Raw genomic sequence first — 22,555 nt, 5'->3', positions numbered from 1 at the left:
CCGAGCGGCCTGCCCGCCCGCCGTGATCGACGGGCGGGCAGGCCGCGAGGATCGGGTCGGTCAGCCCTCGCCGCCGTCGGACGGCGACCCGGTGGGAACGCTCTGCCCCATCTCCTCCTGCGCCGCGATCGCGCGGTTCAGCGCATCGGAGACGCGGTCCTGGGCCTCGCCGTAGGCGGCCCAGTCCCCCTTCTCCATCGCCGCATCCGCGTCCTTGACGGCCTGGTCCATGTCCGCGAGCGCCTGGTTCAGGCGCTCCTCGGCGGAGCCCTGGTCTCCGCTCGCCGGGGCCTCGGTCTGCGTGCCCTCGTCCCCTGCGGGAGGCTCCGTGGTCGTGGCGTCACCGGTCTCGGCGTCGACGGCGCCGCTCGCACCGCCGGTGTCGCTCACGGAGGCGTCACCGGCATTGGCGCCGGAGTCACCGCCGAAGACGAGGTCGAGCGCCTCGTCCAGCGTGGGCGCGAAGCCGATCTTGTCGCCGAAGGAGACCAGCACCATCTGCAGCAGCGGGTACTGCGTGCCGCCGCCCGCGGAGGAGGACTGCAGGTACACCGGCTGCACGTAGAGCAGACCGCCGCCGACCGGCAGCGTGAGCAGGTTGCCGTTGATGACCTCGGAGTTGCCGGACTTCAGCAGGTTCAGCGCCCGCGAGACGTTCGGCTCCGAGTTGAACGTCGCCTGCACCTGCCCCGGGCCGTTGACCGGGTTAGACGCCGGCAGCACGAGCAGGCGCATCTGGCCGTAGCTCTCCGCAGGGTTGCCCTTCTCGCTGCCGGTCTCCGAGTCCACGGCGAGATAGCCGGTGAGGACGTTCTGGCCCTGCGCCGGGCGGTAGGTCGAGGACACGGTGAAGCGTGGTTCGTCCGCTCCCGGCACCTGCATCGTGAGGTAGGTCGGGGGCTGCGCCGCCTGCTCCCCCGCGGTGCCGTCCGGGTTCTCCGGGGCCGGCTTCGTGGGATCGGGCGTGACCTGCCAGAAGTCCTGCTGACCGAAGAACTCCCCGGCATCCGTCACGTGGTACTTCGAGAGCTGCTCGCGCTGGGCCTTGAAGTAGTCCGCCGGGTAGCGCAGGTGGCTCATGAGCTCGCTGCTGATCTCGGTGTGGTCGTGCAGGGACTTCGGGAACACCTCGTTCCACGCCTTGAGAATCGGGTCCTCGGTGTCCCACGCGTAGAGGGTCACCGAGCCGTCGTACGCGTTGACCGTGGCCTTGACCGCGTTGCGCATGTAGTTCGCGTTCGGCACCCGGTTCCGCGAGGTGTCCCCCGCCGAGGTCTGCGAGTCCGTGACGACGGTGTCGAGGTCCAAGGACGTCGAGTACGGGTAGCGGTCCGACGTGGTGTAGCCGTCGACCACCCACACGAGCGAGCCGTCCACGACCGCCGGGTACATCTGCGAATCCAGCGAGAGGAACGGGGCGACCTCGCGAACACGCTCCTGCGGGTCGCGGTCGTAGAGGATCTGCGACTCGTCGTTGACGTAGCTGGAGATGAGGATGTTGGGATCGCGGAACTTGATCGCGTACAGCAGCCGGTTCACGAAGCTGCCCACGGACGGGCCGCCGTCCCCGGTGAAGGTGTAGTTGACCTGGTCGCCGCCCTCGTCGTCGGTGCCGCCGGACTGGTAGTCGAACTCCTCGAGCTCCGAGCCCTCCGGGGCGCCGACGATCGAGTAGTCCGGGGAGTGCCGACCGAAGTAGACCCGCTCCTCGTAGTCCCCGAACGCGCCGGAGCCCGGCACACCCGACTCGAGGAAGGTGGGCTCGCCGTCGCTACTGCGCTGGTTGCCGTAGGCCGCGGCGGTGCCGTAGCCGTGGGTGTAGACGATGTGCTGGTTGACCCAGCCCTGGGTGTCCAGCTGGAACCGGTCCGGGCGCAGCTCGCGCACGCCGATCACGGTGTCCTGCTGCTGCCCGTCGATCTCGTAGCGGTCCACGGAGAGCACGTCGTCGAAGCCCCAGTAGCGACGGTTCGCCTCACGCTGCTGGAAGGTCGGCGCGATGACGTTGGGATCCATGAGGCGGATCTGGGCGGTGGTCGCCGCGTCCTCGCGCAGGGCGCCGGGCTCGGCGTCCGTCGTCGCGGTGTAGGGGACCTCCTCGACGTCGTCGATGCCGAAGGCCGCACGGGTCGCGTCGATGTTGCGCTGGATGTACGGCTGCTCGAGGGTGCGCTCGTTCGGGCTCACCTGGAACCGCTGCACGGCCCAGGGGTAGATGTTGCCGACCACGAGGGTCGCGAGGATCATCAGCCCGGCGCCCACGGCCGGGATCCGCCAGTCCGACCGGAAGATCCACAGGACGAACAGCGCGGCCACCACGATCGCCGAGATCGCGAGGATCGTCTGCGCCGGGAGGATCGCGTTGACATCAGTGTAGGAGGCGCCGTCGAAGCGGCTGTGCGTGCCCACGAGGAGGTCGTAGCGGCGGAACCAGTGGCCCGCGCCGAGCAGCACCACGTAGATCGCAGCGAGCACGCCGAGGTGGCGACGGGCCGATCGGGTGACCTCGAGGCCGCTCTCCTGGCCCCAGGCGACGCCGCCGTAGACGAAGTGGCCGATGAGCGCGCCGACGATCGCCACGAGGAGGACGAACTGCCCGAAGGAGATCACGAGGTCGATCAGCGGCAGCTGGAAGACGTAGAAGGAGATGTCCTTGGCGAAGATCGGATCGGTCTCGCCGAACTGCTGCGGGTGCAGGAAGAGCTGCACGTCCTGCCAGCGTCGCGCGGCCGCGAGACCGCCGAAGGCGCCGATCACGATCGGCGCGGCGATGGTCAGCCCGCGCCGCAGCGGCTCCACGGCGGTGCGGAACTGCTCGAGCGCCTCCTGCTCGCGCGTGACCGGCGGGTACACCGGGCGGCGCAGGTAGGACAGGCGGAGGCTGAGGAAGAGCGGGGCCGCGAACAGCAGGAAGCCGAGCACGAAGAGCACCGCCTCCGTGCCCCAGCGCACCACGAGCACCTCGGTGACGGCCAGCTGGTCGAACCAGAGGTACTTGGTCCAGACCTCGGAGGCCAGCAGCAGCACGAGCACGACGAGGGCGAGCACGCCGAGGGTGATCGCCAACGGGGAGATCCGCCGCCGGCTCGGGGCGCCTCCCTCCGGCGCAGGTCGGGGTCGGGGGGTGTCGCCGAAGGGCGCGGAGAAGCTCACAGATGTCCTCGGGTCGTGCAGCTGGGGACCCCGACGTGCGAACGACGGACCGCGGGCCCCGGATACAGTGGGGAGTGACCACCGGCAGTGGTGGTCCCCACCATTCTGTCAGGTCGACCGCGAAGGGCGGCTCACGATTCGATGACGACTCCGGACCCTCTGGACGCCCCCACCGCCGCGCTCGCGGCCGCCGTGCTCGAGGTCGCCCGTCACGTGGCCGAGGAGCCGCTCCCCGCGCCGCGCTGGTTCGCGCTCGCGCGGGTCTCCGAGCTGCTCGCCGCCTCGCCCTCGCTCGCCTCGCTGCTGGGGGTCGAGGAGGCCGCCGCCGGGGAGAGCGCCGCGGACGAGCACGCCTTGACCCCCGTCGAGCTCGACGACGCCGCGGCCGCCGGGCCGGGCACCGCGCCCACGGACCCGCTCGAGGGCCTCGCGAGCATCGCCTGGCCCGATCTCGCCGTGGGCGGGGCGCTGGTCTGCGATCTCGCCGCCTCCGCCTGGACGGTGCGCGTCGAGGAGGGCCAGGAGACCCTGCCGGCCGGCTCGACGCTCCGGATCGTCGTCGCCGCTCTCGAGGACGGCACCACGTGGTCCGCCGTGCGCAGGCCCGGCGGGGACGGATTCGTGCTGGGCGAGGCCCTCGTGCCCGAGCTGTCCTCCGCCCTCCTGCAGTCCCTGCGCGAGGACGGCTGAACCCCGCCCTCGTGCTCGGGGCGCTCCTCCCGCTCGGGGCCGGGACGATCCTGCATCACCCCGGCCCCGGTGGATGGGCCTGCGCTCACGCGACGGCGACGGCCTCCTCGGGGATCGTGACCTCCTCCTCGCCGGGGGTGAGGACCTCCCCGGTGCTCGGATCGTGCTCGGGGATGGTGTCCAGGCGCAGGCGTCCCTTGTAGGTGGCGCTGCCCCAGACGAGGTCCACGGCGACGCTATCGGCGTTGATCTGGAGGTCCGTGCGGTCCGTTCCGGCGTCGTCCTGCCAGGTGTTCGTGCTCAGCCGCCCGGTGACCACGACCGGGTTGCCCTTGCGGACCGAGGAGAGCACGTTGGCGCCCAGCGCGGGGCCAGTGAAGACGGTGTAGAACTCGGACCTGAGGTCCTTCCAGGTCTGCGACTCACGGTCGAAATAGCTGTCGGTGACCGCGACCCGCAGCTTGGCGCCGTTGCCCTGGGTCTTGGGCTGGGGGTCCTCGGTGAGGTTCCCGCGGATGGTGATGACGGTGGCGTCCTTCATGGGGGATGTCCTTCCCTGTGCCGGGAGGCTCCCGGCGCCGGCACCGTGCCGACTGCCCTCACTGTCCCGTCGGCCCGCCCGTCGGAGCCATGCCCCCGGCGGGGCTGTGGACGGACCCCCGCTGGGGAGGAACGATCGGTCCCCGGACGCGCGAGGACGGCCGGCCCCCTCGCGGGGACCGGCCGTCCGTCGGCTGCCCGGGACCTGCCGGGCGGGGTCGATCAGGCCTGCGGCACGACCAGGCCGGAGGCGGTCGAGGTGGCGGCCTCGAAGCGCTTCTGGACGTCGGCCCAGTTCACGATGTTCCAGATCGCCTTGACGTAGTCCGCCTTGACGTTCTGGTAGTCGAGGTAGAAGGCGTGCTCCCACATGTCCAGCTGGAACAGCGGGATCGTCGCGACGGGCACGCCGTTCTGCTGGTCGTAGAACTGCTCGATGACGAGATTCCCGCCCACGGGCTCGTAGGCGAGGATCGCCCAGCCGGAGCCCTGGATGCCCAGCGCCGCGGCGGAGAAGTGCGCGCGGAATGCGTCGAAGGAGCCGAACTGGTCGTCGATCGCGGCGGCGAGCTCGCCGGTCGGCTTGTCGCCGCCCTCCGGCGAGAGGTTCTTCCAGAAGATCGAGTGGTTGGTGTGACCACCGAGGTTGAAGGCGAGATCCTTCGACAGCTGGTTCACGGTGCCGAAGTCCTCGGCCTCGCGGGCCGCGGCGAGCTTCTCGAGCGCCGTGTTCGCACCCTTGACGTAGGTCGCGTGGTGCTTGGAGTGGTGCAGCTCCATGATCTTGCCGGAGATCGACGGATCGAGAGCGCCGTAGTCGTAGTCGAGATCGGGAAGCGTGTACGTGGACGCAGCCATTCGGATCATCCCTTCGAGGTGTCGTGCGCGGGAGCCGCAGGTGCGGGTCCCGCCGTGGATTCATCCTGCCACGTGCGCTCCTCGAATGGTCCGGGCAGTTCACAGGGAGCGAACACTCCCGGCCTCCTCCTGAGCCGTCCGGGGCCGGCGCGCCGCACGATCGTCGTCCCTGCGCGCCACAATGGGCGGATGCGCACCGGCCCGCAGGACCCTGACCCCGCCTCCGGGGAGGGCACCGGCCTGCCCGCCTCCTTCTCCCCCGCGACGACCGCCTGGTTCGCCGAGTCCTTCGCGGGCCCCACCCCGGCGCAGCGCAGCGCCTGGGCCGCGATCGAGCGCGGGGAGGACACCCTCGTCGTCGCCCCCACCGGCTCCGGCAAGACCCTCGCCGCCTTCCTCACCGCGATCGACCGCCTCACCATGGCGGCGCCGGAGGAGACTCCGTCGCCGCCCCGCGGTGCTCGCTCCGCGCGCGGTCCCCGGGAGCGACGGCGCACCTCCGTCCTCTACATCTCGCCGCTCAAGGCGCTCGGGGTGGACGTGGAGCGGAACCTCACCTCGCCGCTCGTCGGCACCGCCCGCGCCGCCGAGCGGCTCGGCCTGCCGCGCCGGGAGATCAGCGTCGGCGTGCGCACTGGGGACACTCCGGCCGCGGAGCGCCGCCGGCTCGTGGCGCATCCCCCGGACGTGCTCATCACGACCCCTGAGTCGCTTTTCCTCATGCTCAGCTCCCAGGCGCGGGAGACGCTCACCTCCGTGGACACGGTGATCATCGACGAGGTCCACGCGGTCGCCGGCACCAAGCGCGGCGTGCACCTCGCGCTGTCGCTCGCCCGCCTCGACGCCTTTCTCGAGCGGCCCGCGCAGCGGATCGGGCTCTCCGCGACGGTGGAGCCGGTGGACGAGGTCGCCGCCTTCCTCTCCGGCGCGGGCCGGCATCGGGACGTGACCGTGGTGCGACCGCCCTCGACGAAGCGCTGGGACCTCACGATCACGATGCCCGTCCCCGATCTCCAGGCGATCGAGCCGCCGGTCGACGCGGTCGACGACGAGGACGTCTCCGGCACCATCTGGCCGCACGTAGAGCGGGCGGTGCTCGCGGAGGTCCTCGCCCACCGCTCGACGATCGTGTTCACGAACTCCCGCAGCCAGGCGGAGCGGCTGACCGGCAAGCTCAACCGGCTCCACGCCCGCCGCATGGCCGCCGATCCCTCGCCGCTGTCCGACGGGGCGGAGCGGGTCGAGAGCCCCGACGGCACCGAGCTGGAGGACATCGCCCGCGCCCACCACGGCTCCATGTCCAAGGAGATCCGTGCCCAGATCGAGGACCAGCTGAAATCCGGCAGCCTCCGCTGCGTCGTCGCGACCTCCTCCCTCGAGCTCGGCATCGACATGGGCGCCGTCGACCTCGTGCTGCAGGTCGCCGCGCCGATGAGCGTCTCGAGCCTGCTGCAACGCGTGGGGCGTGCCGGGCACGACGTCGGCGCCGTCTCGAGAGGCGTGCTGCACCCGCTGCACGCGATGGACGTGCTGCGCTCCGCCGTCGCCGTGCAGGAGGCGTTCGCGGGCCGCATCGAGCCGCTCTCCGTCCCGCGCAACGCCCTGGACGTGCTCGCCCAGCACACCGTCTCCGCCGCCGCGATGGAGGACCTCCAGGTCGAGGAGTGGTTCGAGCTCGTGCGCAGCGCGCACCCCTATCGCGCCCTGCCCCGCGCGGCCTTCGACCAGACGATCGACCTGCTCGCCGGCCGCTACCCCTCGACCGCCTTCACCGAGCTGCGGCCCCGGCTCGTCCACGACCACGAGGCGGGAACGCTCTCCGGGCGCCCGGGTGCCCAGCGCCTCGCGGTGACCAGCGGCGGCACGATCCCGGACCGCGGCCTCTACCCCGTGCACCTGGTCACCGGGGACGACGACACGCAGCAACGGCGCGTGGGAGAGCTCGACGAGGAGATGGTCTACGAGTCCCGCCGCGGCGACGTCATCACGCTGGGCACCACGAGCTGGCGGATCGAGGAGATCACCGCCTCCAGGGTCACGGTCTCCCCCGCCTTCGGCCTGACGGGCCGGATCCCCTTCTGGCACGGTGACGGCGACGGCCGCCCCGCGAGCCTGGGCCGTGCCCTGCAGGCCGCGCAGGCGGAGCTCGCCGCCCTCCCCCGCGAGGAAGCGGAGAGCCGGCTCGAAGCGCTGGGGCTCGACGGCAACGCCCGCACCGTGCTGCTCGACCAGCTCGCCGAGCAGCAGCAGGTCACGGGGGCGGTGCCCGGCCCGAGGCAGCTCGTCGTGGAGCGCTTCCTCGACGAGCTCGGCGACTGGCGGGTGGTCCTGCACTGCGCGCTCGGCCAGCGGATCACGGGCCCCTGGGCCCTCGCCGTCGGCGCCCGCGTCGAGGAGCGCTACGGGCTCGACGGCCAGGTCATGGCCGCGGACGACGGCATCGTCCTGCGGATCCCGCACGGCGAGCAGCCGCCCGGCGCGGACCTCTTCGTCTTCACCCCGGAGGAGATCGAGGAGGAGGTGCGGCGGCTCGTGGGCTCCTCCGCCCTCTTCGCCTCCCGCTTCCGCGAGTGCGCGGCGCGGGCGCTGCTGCTGCCGCGCCGTGACCCGAACCAGCGGGCACCGCTGTGGCAGCAGCGCCAGCGCTCCGCCCACCTGCTCGAGGTGGCGCGCCCGTACCCGGACTTCCCGATCATGCTCGAGGCCGCGCGCGAGTGCCTGCAGGACGTCTACGACCTCCCCTCCCTCGTGGACCTGATGTCCCAGGTGACACGGCGGACGGTGCAGGTGCGCGAGGTCGAGACGGAGGCGCCGTCCCCCTTCGCCCGCTCGCTGCTGTTCGGCTACCTCGCCCAGTTCATCTACGACACCGACGCTCCGCTCGCGGAGCGCCGCACGGCCGCGCTCGCCCTGGACCAGTCGCTGCTCGCGGAGCTGCTGGGATCGGTGAGCCTGCGCGAGCTGCTGGACGCGGAGGTGATCGCGGAGGTCGAGCAGCGCCTGCAGGGTCTCACCGAGGAGCGCGCGCTGCGCACTGCGGAGAACGTGGCGGACGCCCTGCGCCGGCTGGGACCGCTCACCCGCGCCGAGCTCGCCCATCGCGCCGCCGGCGAGCTCGACGTCGACGCGGCGATCGAGGAGCTCGAGCGGGCGCGGCGCGTGATCATCGTGCGCTTCGCGGGGGCCGAGCACGTGGCCGGGATCGAGGACGCCGCGCTGCTGCGGGACGCCCTCGGCGTGGCTCTGCCGCCCGGTCTCCCCGAGTCCCTGCTCGCTCCCGTGGACCGCGCCGTCCCCCAGCTTCTGCAGCGCTGGGCGCGCTCCCGCGGCCCCTTCCCCGCGGAGCACGTGGTCGAGGCGCTCGGTCTCGCCCCCGGCGTGGCCCGGGCCGCGCTCGAGCAGCTCGCCTCCGAGCGTGTCCTCCAGACCGGCGAGTTCACCCCCGGCCGCACCGGGGAGGAGTGGGTGGACGCGGAGGTGCTGCGCCGGATCCGTCGGGCGAGCCTCGCCGCGTCCCGGCGCGACATCGCTCCCGTGCCCGGCCCCGTGTACGCGCGCTTCCTCGGCACCTGGCAGCACCTGGTGCCGCGCCGGGCCGACGGCCGCCGCGCCCGCCCCGACTGGCACGGCCGGGACGGGCTGCTCTCGGTGATCGACCAGCTCACCGGGGTGTCCCTGCCGGCCTCCGCCTGGGAGTCGCAGGTGCTCCCGGCGCGACTGCCGGAGATCACGCCGGCGCTCGTGGACTCCGCCTTCGCCGCCGGCGAGCTCGTGTGGACCGGGCACGGCCGGCTCGGCGCCGACGACGCCTGGGTGCGCCTGCACCTCGCGGACGCCCTGCCGCTCGGCCTGGACGCCGCGGAGCTCGAGTCCTCGGCCGCCGCGCTCCCGGAGGGCTCCACCGCGGCGCGGCTGCTGGCCCTGCTGCGCGGCACGCCCGGTGCGCTCCGGACCGGGGAGCTCCTCACCGCCCTCGCGGAGGACGGAGCGGCGGTCCCGCCGGAGGAGCTGCAGGAGGCGCTGTGGGAGCTCGCGCTCGCCTCCCTCGTCACGAACGACTCCTTCGAGGCGCTGCGCGTGCTCACCCGCGGCAGCGCCCCACGCTCCGCCCGCTCGCGCACGCCCGGACGCTCCCGGCAGCTCAGCCGTCGCGGCGCCGCCCGGCTCTCCGCGGCGATGATGCGGCAGGGCGCGTCGAGCCCGTCGGAGCTGGTCACCGGGCCGACGGGCGCCGGCCGATGGTCGGCCGTGAGGGTGGAGCCGGTGGACCCGGCCGCACGGGCCGGTGCGCTCGCGACGCTGCTGCTGGACCGGCACGGGGTCGTCACCCGCGGCGCGATGGACGTCGAGGACCTGCCGGGCGGCTTCGCGGGCGTGTACCGGGTGCTGTCGGTGCTCGAGGAGAACGGCAGCTGCCGCCGCGGCTACTTCGTGGACGGCCTCGGCGCCTCCCAGTTCGCACCGGTCGAGGCCGTGGACCTGCTGCGGGACCGCGAGCGGGAGGCGGAGGAGCACTCCGGGCCGTCGCCGGAGGCGGGCGCCGTGGCGCTCGCCGCGACGGACCCCGCGAACCCCTACGGTGCGTCGCTGCCCTGGCCGCCTCTCGCCCCTGCCCCACCGGAGGGAGCGACCGTCCGACCGGCCCGCCGCGCGGGCGCCCTCGTGATGCTCGTGGACGGCCATCCCCTCGCGGTCGTCGACAAGGGCGCCCGGAGCCTGCTGTGGTGGGCAGACGGCGAGCTGATCACCCCGGCCGCGGAGCAGCTGGTGCGTGCCGTCGTCGAGGACTCCCGCCTCCCCCAGCTGCAGATCGAGCGGATCAACGGCCATGCGATCGGAGCCGAGGCCGTCACGGGGATCGCGCAGGCGCTCGTGGACGCCGGCTGCTACCGCTCTCCGAAGTCGCTGCGCGTGCGGGCAGGAGGCCGCTGATGCCGGAAGGGGACACCGTCTTCCGGCAGTGCCGGATCCTTCACGAGGCGCTCGCGGGCGCGACGCTCACGTCGAGCGAGCTGCGCGTCCCCCGGCACGCGACCGCGGATCTCACGGGCTGGAGGGTGCGCGAGGTGCGCCCACGCGGCAAGCATCTGCTGATCCGTCTCGTCCCGCCGGAGGGCTCCGGGGCGCCGCCGATGACCCTGCACTCCCATCTGATGATGGACGGCATCTGGCGCGTGGACGGCCGCGCCCTCCGCTCGAGCGACACGAGCGCCGGCCCGCGCGACCCCGCGACGATCCGGATCCGGCTCACGGCACGGCACGACGACGGCCGCGAGGTGCGGGCGATCGCCTACGAGGTCCAGCAGGTGCGGCTCCTGCGCACGGCCGACGAGGCCGAGCTCGTGGGAACGCTCGGACCGGATCTCCTGGACCCCGGTTGGTCCGAGGGGCACCGGGAGCGCGCGATCGCGAACCTCGCCACGGAGCCCGACCGGTCGATCGGCCTCGCCCTCCTGGACCAGCACCTCCTGGCAGGGGTGGGCAACATCTATCGCAGCGAGCTGTGCTTCCTGCGCCGGGTGCATCCCGCGGCGACCGTCGCGCAGGTCGGGGACCTCGGCACGCTCGTGGACCTCGCCCGCCGCCTGCTCCTGCTGAACGCCGAGCGGGAGGTGCGGGTCACCACCGGCGGCATGCTGGGGCGGGACGGCGACCTCTGGGTGTACGGGAGGGGCGGGCAGCAGTGCCGCCGCTGCCGCGCCCGGATCCTGCGCTCCGAGATCGCCGAGCCGCGCCTCGAGGGGACCGAGGGCCGGGTGTTCTGGACCTGCCCGCGCTGCCAGGGCGAGGACCCGCGCGGCACGTCGACCGGGGCCCGGGCCTGGTCACCGCACGCGGGGCGCGGACCGCGGGGTCGCACCGGTCGTTAGACTCTGTGCGGCGCCGATCCGGACCAGCTCCGGCCCACCGCGCCGCGCCTCCATAGCTCAATGGATAGAGCAACGGCCTTCTAATCCGTCGGTTCCCGGTTCGAGTCCGGGTGGGGGCACTGGCCAGCACAAACGTCGTGGAGTGCCCCAAGCAACGGCGAAACGACGAGGTTACTCGGGCTGTACGTGTGTACTTCCTTCCAGGCCGCTCAGAGCCCCCACCGGATCAAGTCCGCGGTTCCAGTAGGCCCTGTGCGCGGTGACGCTCGTGTGCCCCATCACCCGCTCGATCAATCGAGGATCCGTGCCGCTGCTGATCAGCCGGTTCTCGACCGTACGTCTGAGGGTGTGCACCGTCGCCCAGGGCAGGCCAGCACGATCCAGGGCTCGCCGCACAGCAGCGGCCATGTTGTCCGGGTCGGGACGCATCCCACGCGGAGAGGTGAAGACCAACCAGGACCCTGCCGCTTCCGACTCCTCAGGACGTCGCGCCCGACGCCGGTCGAGGAGCGTTCGAGCACCTTTCGTCAGGGGGACCACCCGAGTCTCCGGGCCGGTCTTCAACCCCGCTCGCCACTGCAGCCCCTCCCCCTTGATGCGGACGATCTGTCCCGCAAGCGTCAGGGTCTCGTCGGACACGTCGTCCCAACGAATGCTGATGAGCTCACTGATGCGCGCGCCCGTTTCCAGAGCGAGGGCGAGTGGGTCTGCGATGCCCTCCGTCTTCGCTCTGTCGTCCGACGCAAGGAACTCGCGCAGATCCTTCTCCTGCTCAGGAGTCAGCGCATTGTCGACGAAGCGAGGTGCCCCGTTCGCATAGACCTTGGTGCCGCGAGGTGGCGCCGGAGGCAAGGTGAGCCCGGAAGCCGGGTCGACAACGATCAGCCGAAGGGCGAGGGCGCGCGCCGTCGACTTCCGCCACATCGCGCGGACGTGCCGCATTGCCGAGGCGCCGCCCGCTGCGGCGATGGCCACGAGTTCGTCTTGCAGGTCACCGGGCGTGAGGTCAGCGATGGGGGTCGTGATGATGTCCGTACGGTAGTGGTGAGTTCGCTCGCCCTCCTGGGGACCGAGCCCGCACCAGGTGGCCAGGACCGCGAGGTACTGGCCCCGCGAACGAGGCGAGGTGACGTTCGGGTCATCACCAGCATCGATACGCGCGCGGACCCATTCGAGCATGCTGCCAAGAGTCGGCGCCTTCGGATCCACGGACAGTGAGTCCACGAGCACCTGGACAGCGGCCCGCGTCGCATCAGCGGCCTCGGAGTGCGTCGGTGCGATTCGGCTGACGACCCGCGAACCGTCCGTCGTGCCCACGCTCTGGAGCACGCGCCAGGCGCGACCCACCCTGGCGCGGGTCCACCCCTTCTTACGTGCATCGTCCAACAGGACAGCTCGCCATGGCTCAGTGGGCGCCTGGCGCACCTGATAGCGCAGTTCACCAGTCTCGCCGCGGGGTATCGAAGGGCGCCCCATCAGCGGCCGTCGCCGGAAGACGTAGGCGCGATCGTGGCCGCAAGCGCATAGGCAGGACTGGCGTCGAGGTTGCCCGCCGCGCGCACATACCGCTGGGTCGTCGTCAGGCTGCTGTGCCCAAGCATCGCCCGAACCGCCTCGACGTTCGCCCCACCCGCCAGCGCCAGACTCGCGGCAGTGTGCCGGAGGACATGCGGATGCAGATCCATACCGAGCTTCCGACCGACACGGCTCAGTGAGTCGCGAGCCTCTCGCTGATCCCACGGCCGCCCAGTACGGGTTCGGAAGTAGACGCCTTCGTCTGCCGGTCGAATCACATCCAGGCGCTCGACAGCAAGCGGCGGGACAACGACTGTCCTCACTCGCTCCCCTTTGCCAGTGATCGTTGCCGTCACGCGACCACCGCCACCGACACGGAGGTCCCCCACCGTCAGAGCGAGCGCCTCATGGATCCGCAGGCCGGTTGTGAGGAGGACGGAGACCAGCGCAGCCATCCTCGGCGAATGCACATCAGCTGCCGACATAAGTCGAGACGCTTCACTAGAACTGAGCCCAACGAGCCGCGCGTCGTCTTGCCCTCGAACGCGCGGGCGGGCGCCACGCGGCAGTTCCGGCACCGCCGTCACTATCCCCTCATCCCGAAGCCACGCGTAGAAGCTCCGCACCCCGGCGACACGTCTCGCCCGCGTGCTCGGCGCGAGCGCGTCGAGGGTCGCAACCCAGCCGGCCAGATCACGCCCGGTCGCGGCCTTGGGGTCGATGCCGCTCGATGACGCATACGAGAGCCAGGCACGTGCGTCTGCGGCATAGCCGGTGCGAGTCGCTGGAGCGAGCGCACCAAGCCATCGCGAAGTGAGGGTGTCGAGGTCGACAGGTACCTGCATCTGAGGCACGAGCGCGCCGGTGGAAGACATGCTTCGAGTCTATCCGAAAAGAATAGTTATCGGCTAGGCACAGTTCCTCGACGTCATCGCAGATGTCCCCCTCCCCCAACATCTGCTACCGTTGCATTTACCCATCGGGGCTGCGGTCGATCCCGCGAGACGACCAAGGCTCTGGAAATAGAAACGAGGTACTACCCATGTCCGAGATCATCACCATCGAGCAGGCCGCACGCCGAGCCACCGAGGCTTTGCGGGGCGCGAACGTGCTGCACCTCAGGGGCGCATATCAGCTTCACGCCCAGGAGCTTCCGACCGTGACTCCCGCCTGCATCGCGGACCTCGTCACGATGCATCGCCTCACCACCTCCACCACCCCCGCCATGGTCAACTCCGAGGAAGTGGAGAATCTGTTCTCCCGCACCCGCGTCATCAACGGCGTTGGCCTGAGCGTGCTACGGGTCTCGATCGGCCCGCTCCGCCCAAGCGGCCCCTGCGACCCCCTCCACCCCAGTCTCCAGCCCCGGCGTTGGGCGGGCTGGGACTTTGCCAACCTGGCAGGCCTGTCCAAGGCCGAGGAGTGGGCCGGGATCTCGGGAGTGTGGCCCATGTCAGAGGAGAACGCCCAGCGCGCGAAGGCAGTAGGGGCGATCTTCGCACCCTCGATCAAGGGGTTCGTGGACGGCTCCCTGGTCCGCCACGTGACCGGCTACTCACTCGACCTGACGACTCGGCGGCGCTGGTTCGAGACGCAGCCCCTTTCTCCCTCCGCCCGCTCGGCCGTGTTCGGGAAGGACCGCTTGGATCGAGAGCGGGAGCATCTGTGGATCTCCGTACAGCGGGGGGCCGTCGCCGGGTTCGAGGCCGGAGCCACTGCTGTCGACACCAAGCTCGAAATGAGCATCTGACCCCAGAAATCCACGTCCCGCCCGCGGGTTAGGGACAGCCACTTAGCGAGATGGGTCCGATCGAAGACCGGACCCATCTCTTCGCTGCGGTGCCGCGCCCGCCTCTCAGTCGCGAGGACCAGCAGGGCCCCGTTTTGCCGCAAAGTGACAATCGAGGCGCCTAATGATCCGATCGAAAAGCAATCGATCTGACTGGAACAGGCAGATAGAGCACAAGATGGATAATACTCTCCTAGAAACCACGCACCCCCGTCACCCCGCGGTCGCGTTGGTCAAAGCTATCGAGTATTACGAGCAGGTGCCGTGCAATCCCGGCACCTAGCAAGAGTCGGACTACACGTTCGTTACGCCGAAAGGAACGTGAACGCTAGGCACAACCTTCTGCGCCCCTTCCAAATGCCCCCGTTGGTCGTCGAAGAAAATATGAGGCTTCAGCACCTCAAGGACCCCGGCCTTGTCTACCCCGCCAAGGAAAAATGCATCATTCACCCGCAATCCGACTGAACGCAGGTGCTTGATCGCCCTCTCATGAGAAGGAGCATTTCGAGCAGTCACGATAGCTACATGTAGACGCCTATTATAGACGGCCCCGTCCGTCTTCGCCTCGCGAACTAATGCATCTTCTACGTCCTGTACGCGATTGATGCCTCGAAGAAAATCTGATAGCGGCCCCTCCATCATCGGCTCCGCCACACGCTCAGTCTCATGCTCATGAAATGCCTCGAGACCGCTCTCCTGCATAACCTGCTCCGATTCATCCCCAGCGATCACTCCGTCAAAGTCGAAGGCAATTCTAAGATCCCCACTCTCCGGAGAAGCCTGCGGGTCCCCGACCACCTGGCCGGCAGCAACCCCCTGCTTAATCGCATCCTTGACGTCCTCTGCATCACCCGATAAAAATAGGGACATCGACAATGCTTTCCCGAAGCGATAGGGAGAGCGGCCTTGCATAAAAATCGCTCGAGTAATATCCAACCCATGTGCCTGAATAGATTTCATGACTCGCAACCCAGTGTCGGGGTCATTCCTGGACATGACAATAACCTCAACGAGCTTGCCGCCACCCTCAACGAGGTCATTAAGACCCAGGAGGCGCTTTATGAAAGAAAAGGCAACTCCGGGCTCCAGGGTGTCATCTATTCGATCGTCCTGATACTTGCGATACGCATCTTCGCCATGCTCTCGGAAAAACCTATCGGACTCATTAAGATTGAATAGGGCGCTTGAAGCCACCCCCACCACTAGCAGATCATCAAGTCGGTAAGGCACTTTACCTCCTTCAAGCGCGACGCCTACGGTCGCTTCTGCGGCTAGCTTACCCACGGCACTTAGGCAGGACGTAGGGACTGAGGCGACTGTCGTGGTGTCAGGCACCGACGCTCCTGCGCTCCAGGTACAGAGCCACCTGCCCCGACACCACTGAAAGGATCGCCGCCACGACGAGGTAGGTGAGGACGCTCAGGATGTTGTCCATCGCCATGGATCCTGCGGCCGGCGGGACGAGTCCCGTCATCTCGTTGACAGAGAACAGGGCATCGATCCATGGCAGAACCGACATGAGTGCCGTCATCACGAACACGAAGAGCGCGAGCGCCATGACCCACCAGGACCGACGGATTGCGAGCCATACGCTCATGACCAGGAACATCAAGGGCACTAAGGGGAGGCTCGCCGCCCACGCGTAGCCGAGCCCCATGGTGTCGCGGCTGTGCGCGAGCAGATACATGGACACGAATGTCGCCGGGAGGAGTATGACGATGCAGAACGCGCAGGCTCCCACCAGAAGCGGCCAACGGCGCCGCCCCTCGGGCAGTGCCAGCAGAGTCAGGCACACCACCGCCAGGACGATAGGCGTGACGAACCATCGGGCGATCCCCATGGTGATGCCCACGAACAGGAAGGCGACACCGAAAGCAGCGAACAGACCCGCAACCAGGGTGACACCTCCGAGCACCGCGAACTGCGACATCACCGCACCGAAGGTCACGAAGGTCGGCGCGTCCACCACCTTCCAGTACCCATGGTTATCCCTGCTCGTGACGTCGTACGTGTACCCCGATCTTGGGGATGTCCAGAGCTTGGCCATGTGCTTCCTTTCGGAGGAAGAGAAGATGGTCTAAGGCAAGGAGGGAAAACCTTTGAGCCCGGCGGCGCGCCACCCAGGGGTGAGTCAGCCCCCAGAACCGCCTGAGCAGTCCACCTGCCCGGGAATCTGGACGCGGACCTCGCCCTCGTCGCTCTTGGTGGTCGCCTGGCGCAGACCGGAGCCGAACTCCAGGATGCCGGTGTCGGACCACGAGACAGGCTCCCCGGTCTGCATCTCGTCCACGAAGGGCTTCTCGTCGTCGGCGGTCGCGCCGTCGCGGACCTCCCAGGTGAACTCCTCGCCGTCCATGGTCAGGGTTCCGCCCGCGAGTCCACTGCCCTCGTCGGGCTGGGTGGTCGTGAACTCGGCCCCGTCGTCGCTCGCGGTGATCGTGGCGGTGATGGTCCCGCCCTTCTCACTGCACGTGACGGTCACGGTGTCGGAGCGGTGCAGGTTCCCGACATAGAAGGAGGAGTCCCCGTTCGCCACGGTGAACTCCCCTTCGTACTCGCTCGTGCTGCCGCATCCCGCCAGAGCGAGGCCGACGGCTACCAGTCCTGCCGTCGCGCCTGCAGCGTGCGTGCGCCCTCTCCGAGCCATGTGCCTCTCCTCCTTGTAGGCGACGCCGAGGTGTGATGTCGTAGACAACGATAGTCGCAAATTTGCGACTGTACTGGTGCTCTGAAGTGCCCAGCCTTGCGAGGTGACCCAACCCACCCCCTCTCCCGACGCAGATCTGCGAGCGCTCGGGATGGAGGTCGCAAAGGCGCGTTCTGCCCGTGGCTTCAGCATCGACGCGGTTGCCGGGGCTGCGGGAATCGATCGCACGACCTTGATGAGGCTCGAAGCGGGCGACCACGCCGTGAGCGTTCGGGTGCTGCACAATGTCGCGCACGCGCTCGGCACCCCGATCGGCGACCTCGCGGAGTCCCTGTGCGGCGATCGACCGCAAGCCGCCCATCGGCCATGACCCTCTCGGACGAAACCCCACGTCCTTGACTGCAAGTCGACCGCACGCGCGGAAGCCGTACTTCTCGCACGTCGCGGCCTACACCAGCACACCTGAGAGATACTGGGGCACATGTCTGCTCCCACGGCGCTCACCGCGCTGAAGCTCTTCGACCGCATGTACAACGAGGCCACGTCGACGGCCGATCAGGGAACGCGGTTCGAGCAGTTCACCAAGTCGTTCCTGCAGACGGATCCGCTGTGGGCGAGTCAGTTCTCGACGGTGTGGATGTGGGACCAGTGGCCGGGCAAGTGGGGGCACGACACGGGCATCGACCTGGTGGCCGAGCGGCGCGATGGCGGGCTGACGGCGATCCAGTGCAAGTTCTACGCGCCCACGCATCGGATCTCGAAGGGAGACCTGGACAAGTTCCTCGCGGCCTCGGGTCGTGGTGGGTTCTCGGAGCGTCTCGTGGTCTCGACGACCACGCAGTGGGGAGCGAACGCCGAGGAGACGATCCGCGAGCAGGCGATCCCGGTACGGCGCCTGGGGCTGGAAGACTTCGAGGACTCCCGAGTCGACTGGGCATTCTTTGACCCGGCAACCCCCACAGTTCTCTCCCTCGCGGGCGCGTCGGACCTGCGTCCGTATCAGCGCACGGCGATCGAGGACGTGACCGATGGGTTTTCGGAGCATGACCGTGGCCGGCTGATCATGGCATGCGGGACCGGCAAGACGTTCACGTCGCTGCGCCTGGCAGAGGAGTACGTGGGCGCTGCGGGCAGCGTCCTGTTCCTGGTGCCGTCGATCGCCCTGCTCTCCCAGGCCCTGCGCGAGTGGTCGAACAACACGGAGCTGGGTATCACGTCGATGGCCGTGTGCTCGGACGCGAAGGCCTCCCAGGGGCGGAAGTCCTCACAGGACACCGCGGAGATCTCGGTCGTGGACCTTGCGCTGCCTGCGACCACGGACCCGGAGCGCCTGGCGCAGCGGATGAAGGACGCCCGCACGAACGGCGAGGGCATGCGGGTCGTGTTCGCGACATACCAGTCGATCGACGTCGTCGCGCAGGCGCAGAAGATCGCCGGGCTCGAACCGTTCGACCTGGTGATCTGCGATGAGGCGCACCGAACCACAGGCGCGACGCTCGCGGGCACGGAGGAGTCCGCGTTCGTGCGGGTCCACGATCCTAAGTACCTCAAGGCGTCCAAGCGCCTGTACATGACGGCGACTCCGCGCATCTACGACGATGCCTCGAAGGCGAAAGCTGGGAAGGCGCAGGCTGTCCTGGCGTCGATGGACGACGAGGACGTGTTCGGCCCGGAGTTCTACCGTCTGGGCTTCGGTGAAGCAGCGGGCCTGGGGATGCTCACCGACTACAAGGTTCTGATCCTCACGGTGAATCAAGAAGCCGTCAACGAGTCGATGCAAGAGGCCTTCGCCCAGAACGGCGAGCTGACCCTCGACGATGCCACGCGACTGATCGGCTGCTGGAACGGCCTGGCCAAGCGCGGAGACGCCGAGCACGCCTTCGGACTGGACCCCCAGCCGATGCACCGCGCGGTCGCGTTCGCGAAGGACATCAAATCCTCGAAGCAGATCGCCGAGCAGTTCACCGACGTCGTCTCCACCTACATCGAAAACCACGAGGACGAGAATCCCGAAGACCTCCTCGCCGTCCGGGCGCGCCACGTGGACGGCACGATGAACGCGATGGAGCGCGCCGAACTCCTGGACTGGCTGAAGGAGGACGCTGGGGAGGACACCTGCCGAGTGCTGTCCAACGCCCGCTGCCTGTCGGAGGGCGTGGACGTGCCCTCGCTGGATGCGGTGATGTTCCTGAACCCTCGCCGCTCGGTCGTTGACGTGGTGCAGTCCGTGGGCCGCGTCATGCGCCTGGCGAAGGGCAAGCGGTACGGCTACATCATCCTTCCTGTGGTGGTCCCCGCGGGTGTCGCGCCAGAGAAGGCGCTGGACGACAACCGCAACTTCCAAGTCGTCTGGGACGTCCTGCAGGCCCTGCGCGCCCACGACGAGCGGTTCGACGCGATGGTCAACAAGGTCGAGCTGAACACGAAGCGCGACGAGAAGATCAACGTCATGGGCGTCGGCTACGGGTCCGACGGGGGCGCAGACGATCCAGGCAACGAATCCGGTGACGGCCCCGGTTCCGACGACCCCTCCGCAGGCAACGCCCAGGGCGCGCTGGCGCTGCGGCTCTCGCAGATGGATGAGCTGCGCAACGCGATCTACGCGCGGATGGTGAAGAAGGTCGGATCCCGCACCTACTGGGACCAGTGGGCCAAGGACATCGCCCAGATCGCCCAGGCCCACATCGCCCGCATCACCGCACTCGTGGACGATCCTGACACCGCGGCCTCCCAGCAGTTCGGGGTGTTCCTCGATGCGCTGCGACGGAACCTGAACGAGTCGATCACCCGGGACGGGGCGATCGAGATGCTCGCCCAGCACATGATCACCAAGCCGGTGTTCGATGCCCTCTTCGAGGGCTACGCCTTCACAGAACACAACCCCGTCTCCCAGGTCATGGACCGCATGGTCGATGCACTGACGGCGATGCATGTGGACGCTGAGGCGGAGTCCCTGGAGAAGTTCTACGACTCTGTGCGGCTGCGGGCGGCCGGGATCGACAACGCCGAGGGCAAGCAGAAGATCATCACCGAGCTCTACGAGAGCTTCTTCAAGAACGCCTTCCCCCGCGCAGCCGACGCCATGGGTGTCGTCTACACCCCCATCGAGATCGTCGACTTCATCCTCCGCTCCGTGGGCGACGTCCTGAAGCAGGAGTTCGGCCGCTCGATCAGCGACGAAGGCGTCCACGTGCTCGACCCCTTCACCGGCACCGGCACCTTCATCGTGCGCCTGCTCCAGTCCGAGCTCATCGACCCCGCCGATCTGGCACGCAAGTACGCCTCAGAGCTGCACGCGAACGAGATCCTGCTGCTCGCCTACTACATCGCCGCAATCAACATCGAGACCACCTTCCACGACCTCCAAGCCCAGGCCCACGGGGTGAACCCGTCGGTGGAGGACTACGAGCCGTTCGACGGCATCGTCCTGACGGACACGTTCCAGCTCACCGAAGACGGCGACCTCATCGACGAGACTGTCTTCCCCGCGAACAACTCCCGCGCAGAAGCCCAGAAGAAGCTCGACATCCGCGTGATCGTCGGCAACCCGCCCTACTCCGTCGGCCAAACCTCCGGCAACGACGACAACGCCAACGTCAAGTACCCCACTCTCGACGCTCGCGTGCGAGACACGTTCGCCGCACGGACGGATGCGACGAACAAGAACAGCCTCTACGACTCCTACATGCGCGCCATCCGCTGGGCCAGCGACCGCATCGGCGACGAAGGCGTCATCGGCTTCGTCACCAACGGCGGCTGGATCGAGGGGAACACCGCCGCAGGAGTCCGCAAGACCCTCGCTGATGAGTTCACCTCCATCTACGTGTTCAACCTCCGTGGCAACCAGCGCACCGCCGGAGAGACGAGCCGCAAGGAGGGTGGAAAGGTGTTCGGCTCCGGCAGCCGCAACACTGTGGCGATCTTCCTCCTGGTCCGCACGAAGCACCACAAGGGACCCGCGACCATCCACTACCGCGACATCGGCGACTACCTCACCCGCGAGGACAAGCTCCGCATCGTCGCGGATTCCACCCTTGACTCCGTGACCTGGCGCAAGATCACCCCCAATAGCCACGACGACTGGATCAACCAGCGCGACGAGGACTACTTGACCTACCCCATCCTCGGAGGCACAGCGGGGGGTGAGCTCCGAGCCTTCGGGGACTACTCGCGCGGCCTGGAGACCAACCGTGATGCCTGGGTCTACAACTCATCGAGCGCCGCTCTCAACAGCCACCTGACCCGGTTCATCGAGACCTACGACGCCGAGCGTGAACGGTTCGCCGAGTACGCCGAAACCCACAAGCTCGCTTCGCCCAAGGGGCCGGACACCGTCGGCGTTGTCATCACCGACGAGACCCGCATCAAGTGGAACAGGTCGCTCCGAGACCGTCTCGCTAAAGGCCGCCCCCTCACGCGCCAGCCAGGCCGCACCACGCTCAGCCTCTACCGGCCGTTCATGGCCCAGCACATCGACCACTCGGACGGCCTCGTCTACCTCCCCGCCGTTGCCCGCCGCTACTTTCCCACCGCGAAGCACGACAACTACGGGTTCTACGTGACCGGCGTTGGCTCGGACAAGGCATTTTCCGTTCTGGCCTCACGACTCGTGCCGGACCTCGCTCTCTGGGGGTCCTCAAACGGCCAGTTCTTCCCCCGTTACCGCTGGGAGCCCGTCGACGACGGCACCCTCTCTCTGGACGTCGACGGCGAGGCGGTCGACGGCTATCGCCGCGTCGACAACATCACTGACGAGTTCCACCGGCTGATGCGCGAACGGTACGGGAACGAGGTCACCAAGGATGACGTCTTCTTCTTCCTCTACGGTCTGCTGCACTCCCCCGAGTACCGCGAGCGCTACGCCGGGGAGCTGAAGCAGATGCTCCCGCGCGTGCCGGACGTTCCCGCGGGAACGTTTCCGGCGTTCGCCGCCGCGGGCCGGGAGCTGTTCCACCTGCATGCCGACTACGAGGACGCTGACCGGTATCCGCTGGAGGTGGTCGGCGGGGAACAGCCGCCGCTCGGCGGCCCCGAGGAGACAGCGGAGTACTACCGCGTGCAGAAGATGCGCTTCCCCGCCGGTCAGAAACCTGCCGACGCCCCCGACACTCTGATCCTCAACCCGCAGATCACGGTGCGCGGCATCCCCGAGGAGGCATACCGCTACCATCTGGGCTCCCGCAGCGCGATCGAATGGATCATCAGTCAGTACCAGGTCGTCACCGACAATACGTCGGGCATCGTCAACGATCCAAATCAATGGGGTATCGAGCACGGTAACCCGCGTTACATCCTCGACCTCCTCCAAAAGGTCGTCACCGTGGCGATCCGCACCGTAGAGATTGTCGAAGCTCTGCCCAAACTCGATGCTGAGTGAAGGGCAGGGTGGCCATGGTCGATCCGTCCACGCGCAAGTCTCGCCGGAGGTGACCTATACGGCGACATCGCAAAGAACGGGCATTTCCCTGTCGCGCGGCGCCCTACAAGACAGCA

General features: G+C 68.7%; 14 protein-coding genes and 1 tRNA gene. 7 read left to right on the top strand and 8 right to left on the bottom strand.

The window, feature by feature from the left end; genetic code table 11:
• Positions 1 to 60: 60 nt before the first annotated feature.
• Positions 61 to 3,153: a UPF0182 family protein gene (locus C1N80_RS09045; protein ID WP_137770456.1), complete on the bottom strand. Its 3,093-nt coding sequence runs from the start codon at positions 3,151 to 3,153 to the stop codon at positions 61 to 63.
• Between the two features lie 141 nt (positions 3,154 to 3,294).
• Here C1N80_RS09045 and C1N80_RS09040 point away from each other — a divergent pair, with 141 nt between their 5' ends.
• Positions 3,295 to 3,843, top strand: a complete 549-nt coding sequence (locus C1N80_RS09040; protein WP_137770455.1) for a PPA1309 family protein — start codon at positions 3,295 to 3,297, stop codon at positions 3,841 to 3,843.
• 85 nt (positions 3,844 to 3,928) lie between these two features.
• On the opposite strand, the gene C1N80_RS09035 is transcribed toward C1N80_RS09040, so the two are convergent.
• Positions 3,929 to 4,384 carry a single-stranded DNA-binding protein gene (locus C1N80_RS09035; RefSeq protein WP_137770454.1) on the bottom strand — a complete coding sequence of 152 codons (456 nt, stop codon included), beginning with the start codon at positions 4,382 to 4,384 and terminating at the stop codon, positions 3,929 to 3,931.
• Between the two features lie 221 nt (positions 4,385 to 4,605).
• Positions 4,606 to 5,241, bottom strand: a complete 636-nt coding sequence (locus C1N80_RS09030; RefSeq protein WP_137770453.1) for a superoxide dismutase — start codon at positions 5,239 to 5,241, stop codon at positions 4,606 to 4,608.
• A gap of 189 nt (positions 5,242 to 5,430) precedes the next feature.
• Here C1N80_RS09030 and C1N80_RS09025 point away from each other — a divergent pair, with 189 nt between their 5' ends.
• From C1N80_RS09025 to C1N80_RS09015, 3 genes are all read left to right on the top strand, one after another.
• Positions 5,431 to 10,173, top strand: coding sequence for an ATP-dependent helicase (locus C1N80_RS09025; protein ID WP_137770452.1), 4,743 nt, complete (start codon positions 5,431 to 5,433; stop codon positions 10,171 to 10,173).
• Entirely contained in the window at positions 10,173 to 11,111 is a 939-nt protein-coding gene (locus C1N80_RS09020) for a DNA-formamidopyrimidine glycosylase family protein (RefSeq protein WP_137770451.1), read from the top strand. Before C1N80_RS09025 ends, C1N80_RS09020 begins: the two co-directional genes overlap by 1 nt.
• 46 nt (positions 11,112 to 11,157) lie before the next feature.
• Positions 11,158 to 11,230: transfer RNA gene (locus C1N80_RS09015), tRNA-Arg, on the top strand.
• A gap of 52 nt (positions 11,231 to 11,282) precedes the next feature.
• Here C1N80_RS09015 and C1N80_RS09010 read toward each other — a convergent pair.
• On the bottom strand, positions 11,283 to 12,428 hold the full coding sequence (locus C1N80_RS09010) for a site-specific integrase (RefSeq protein WP_168198073.1): 1,146 nt from the start codon (positions 12,426 to 12,428) through the stop codon (positions 11,283 to 11,285).
• Positions 12,429 to 12,586: 158 nt separating this feature from the next.
• On the bottom strand, positions 12,587 to 13,501 hold the full coding sequence (locus tag C1N80_RS09005) for a tyrosine-type recombinase/integrase (RefSeq protein ID WP_137770449.1): 915 nt from the start codon (positions 13,499 to 13,501) through the stop codon (positions 12,587 to 12,589).
• 167 nt (positions 13,502 to 13,668) lie between these two features.
• Here C1N80_RS09005 and C1N80_RS09000 point away from each other — a divergent pair, with 167 nt between their 5' ends.
• A complete protein-coding gene (locus C1N80_RS09000; RefSeq protein WP_137770448.1) occupies positions 13,669 to 14,376 on the top strand; it encodes a hypothetical protein in 708 nt (235 codons plus the stop codon).
• Positions 14,377 to 14,709: 333 nt separating this feature from the next.
• Here the strand turns inward: C1N80_RS09000 and C1N80_RS08995 are convergent, their stop codons facing one another.
• From C1N80_RS08995 to C1N80_RS08985, 3 genes are all read right to left on the bottom strand, one after another.
• On the bottom strand, positions 14,710 to 15,750 hold the full coding sequence (locus tag C1N80_RS08995) for a 5'-nucleotidase (RefSeq protein ID WP_240811072.1): 1,041 nt from the start codon (positions 15,748 to 15,750) through the stop codon (positions 14,710 to 14,712).
• Complete coding sequence (locus C1N80_RS08990; protein ID WP_137770447.1) at positions 15,743 to 16,462, bottom strand: hypothetical protein; 720 nt, start codon at positions 16,460 to 16,462, stop codon at positions 15,743 to 15,745. The genes C1N80_RS08995 and C1N80_RS08990 overlap by 8 nt, the downstream gene beginning before the upstream one ends.
• 84 nt (positions 16,463 to 16,546) lie before the next feature.
• A complete protein-coding gene (locus tag C1N80_RS08985) occupies positions 16,547 to 16,951 on the bottom strand; it encodes a hypothetical protein (RefSeq protein WP_137770446.1) in 405 nt (134 codons plus the stop codon).
• A gap of 214 nt (positions 16,952 to 17,165) precedes the next feature.
• Between C1N80_RS08985 and C1N80_RS08980 the strand changes: the two genes are divergently transcribed.
• The gene (locus tag C1N80_RS08980) at positions 17,166 to 17,432 is read left to right on the top strand and encodes a helix-turn-helix domain-containing protein (protein WP_137770445.1); all 267 of its coding nucleotides are present in this window, start codon (positions 17,166 to 17,168) and stop codon (positions 17,430 to 17,432) included.
• Between the two features lie 111 nt (positions 17,433 to 17,543).
• Positions 17,544 to 22,439, top strand: a complete 4,896-nt coding sequence (locus C1N80_RS08975; protein ID WP_137770444.1) for a type ISP restriction/modification enzyme — start codon at positions 17,544 to 17,546, stop codon at positions 22,437 to 22,439.
• The last annotated feature ends 116 nt before the right edge of the window (positions 22,440 to 22,555 follow it).

Source organism: Brachybacterium sp. SGAir0954, assembly GCF_005490785.1.
GTDB lineage: Bacteria > Actinomycetota > Actinomycetes > Actinomycetales > Dermabacteraceae > Brachybacterium > Brachybacterium rhamnosum.
This window is presented reverse-complemented; position numbering and strand designations above follow the sequence as displayed.

What these genes read in the sequence shown, in the direction of transcription:
- C1N80_RS09040 (WP_137770455.1), top strand. Translation starts at nt 3,295, where the DNA reads ATGACGACTCCGGACCCTCTGGACGCCCCCACCGCCGCGCTCGCGGCC.
- C1N80_RS09000 (WP_137770448.1), top strand. Translation starts at nt 13,669, where the DNA reads ATGTCCGAGATCATCACCATCGAGCAGGCCGCACGCCGAGCCACCGAG.
- C1N80_RS09005 (WP_137770449.1), bottom strand. Translation starts at nt 13,501, where the DNA reads ATGTCTTCCACCGGCGCGCTCGTGCCTCAGATGCAGGTACCTGTCGAC.
- C1N80_RS09020 (WP_137770451.1), top strand. Translation starts at nt 10,173, where the DNA reads ATGCCGGAAGGGGACACCGTCTTCCGGCAGTGCCGGATCCTTCACGAG.
- C1N80_RS08975 (WP_137770444.1), top strand. Translation starts at nt 17,544, where the DNA reads ATGTCTGCTCCCACGGCGCTCACCGCGCTGAAGCTCTTCGACCGCATG.
- C1N80_RS09035 (WP_137770454.1), bottom strand. Translation starts at nt 4,384, where the DNA reads ATGAAGGACGCCACCGTCATCACCATCCGCGGGAACCTCACCGAGGAC.
- C1N80_RS09025 (WP_137770452.1), top strand. Translation starts at nt 5,431, where the DNA reads ATGCGCACCGGCCCGCAGGACCCTGACCCCGCCTCCGGGGAGGGCACC.
- C1N80_RS09030 (WP_137770453.1), bottom strand. Translation starts at nt 5,241, where the DNA reads ATGGCTGCGTCCACGTACACGCTTCCCGATCTCGACTACGACTACGGC.
- C1N80_RS08990 (WP_137770447.1), bottom strand. Translation starts at nt 16,462, where the DNA reads ATGGCCAAGCTCTGGACATCCCCAAGATCGGGGTACACGTACGACGTC.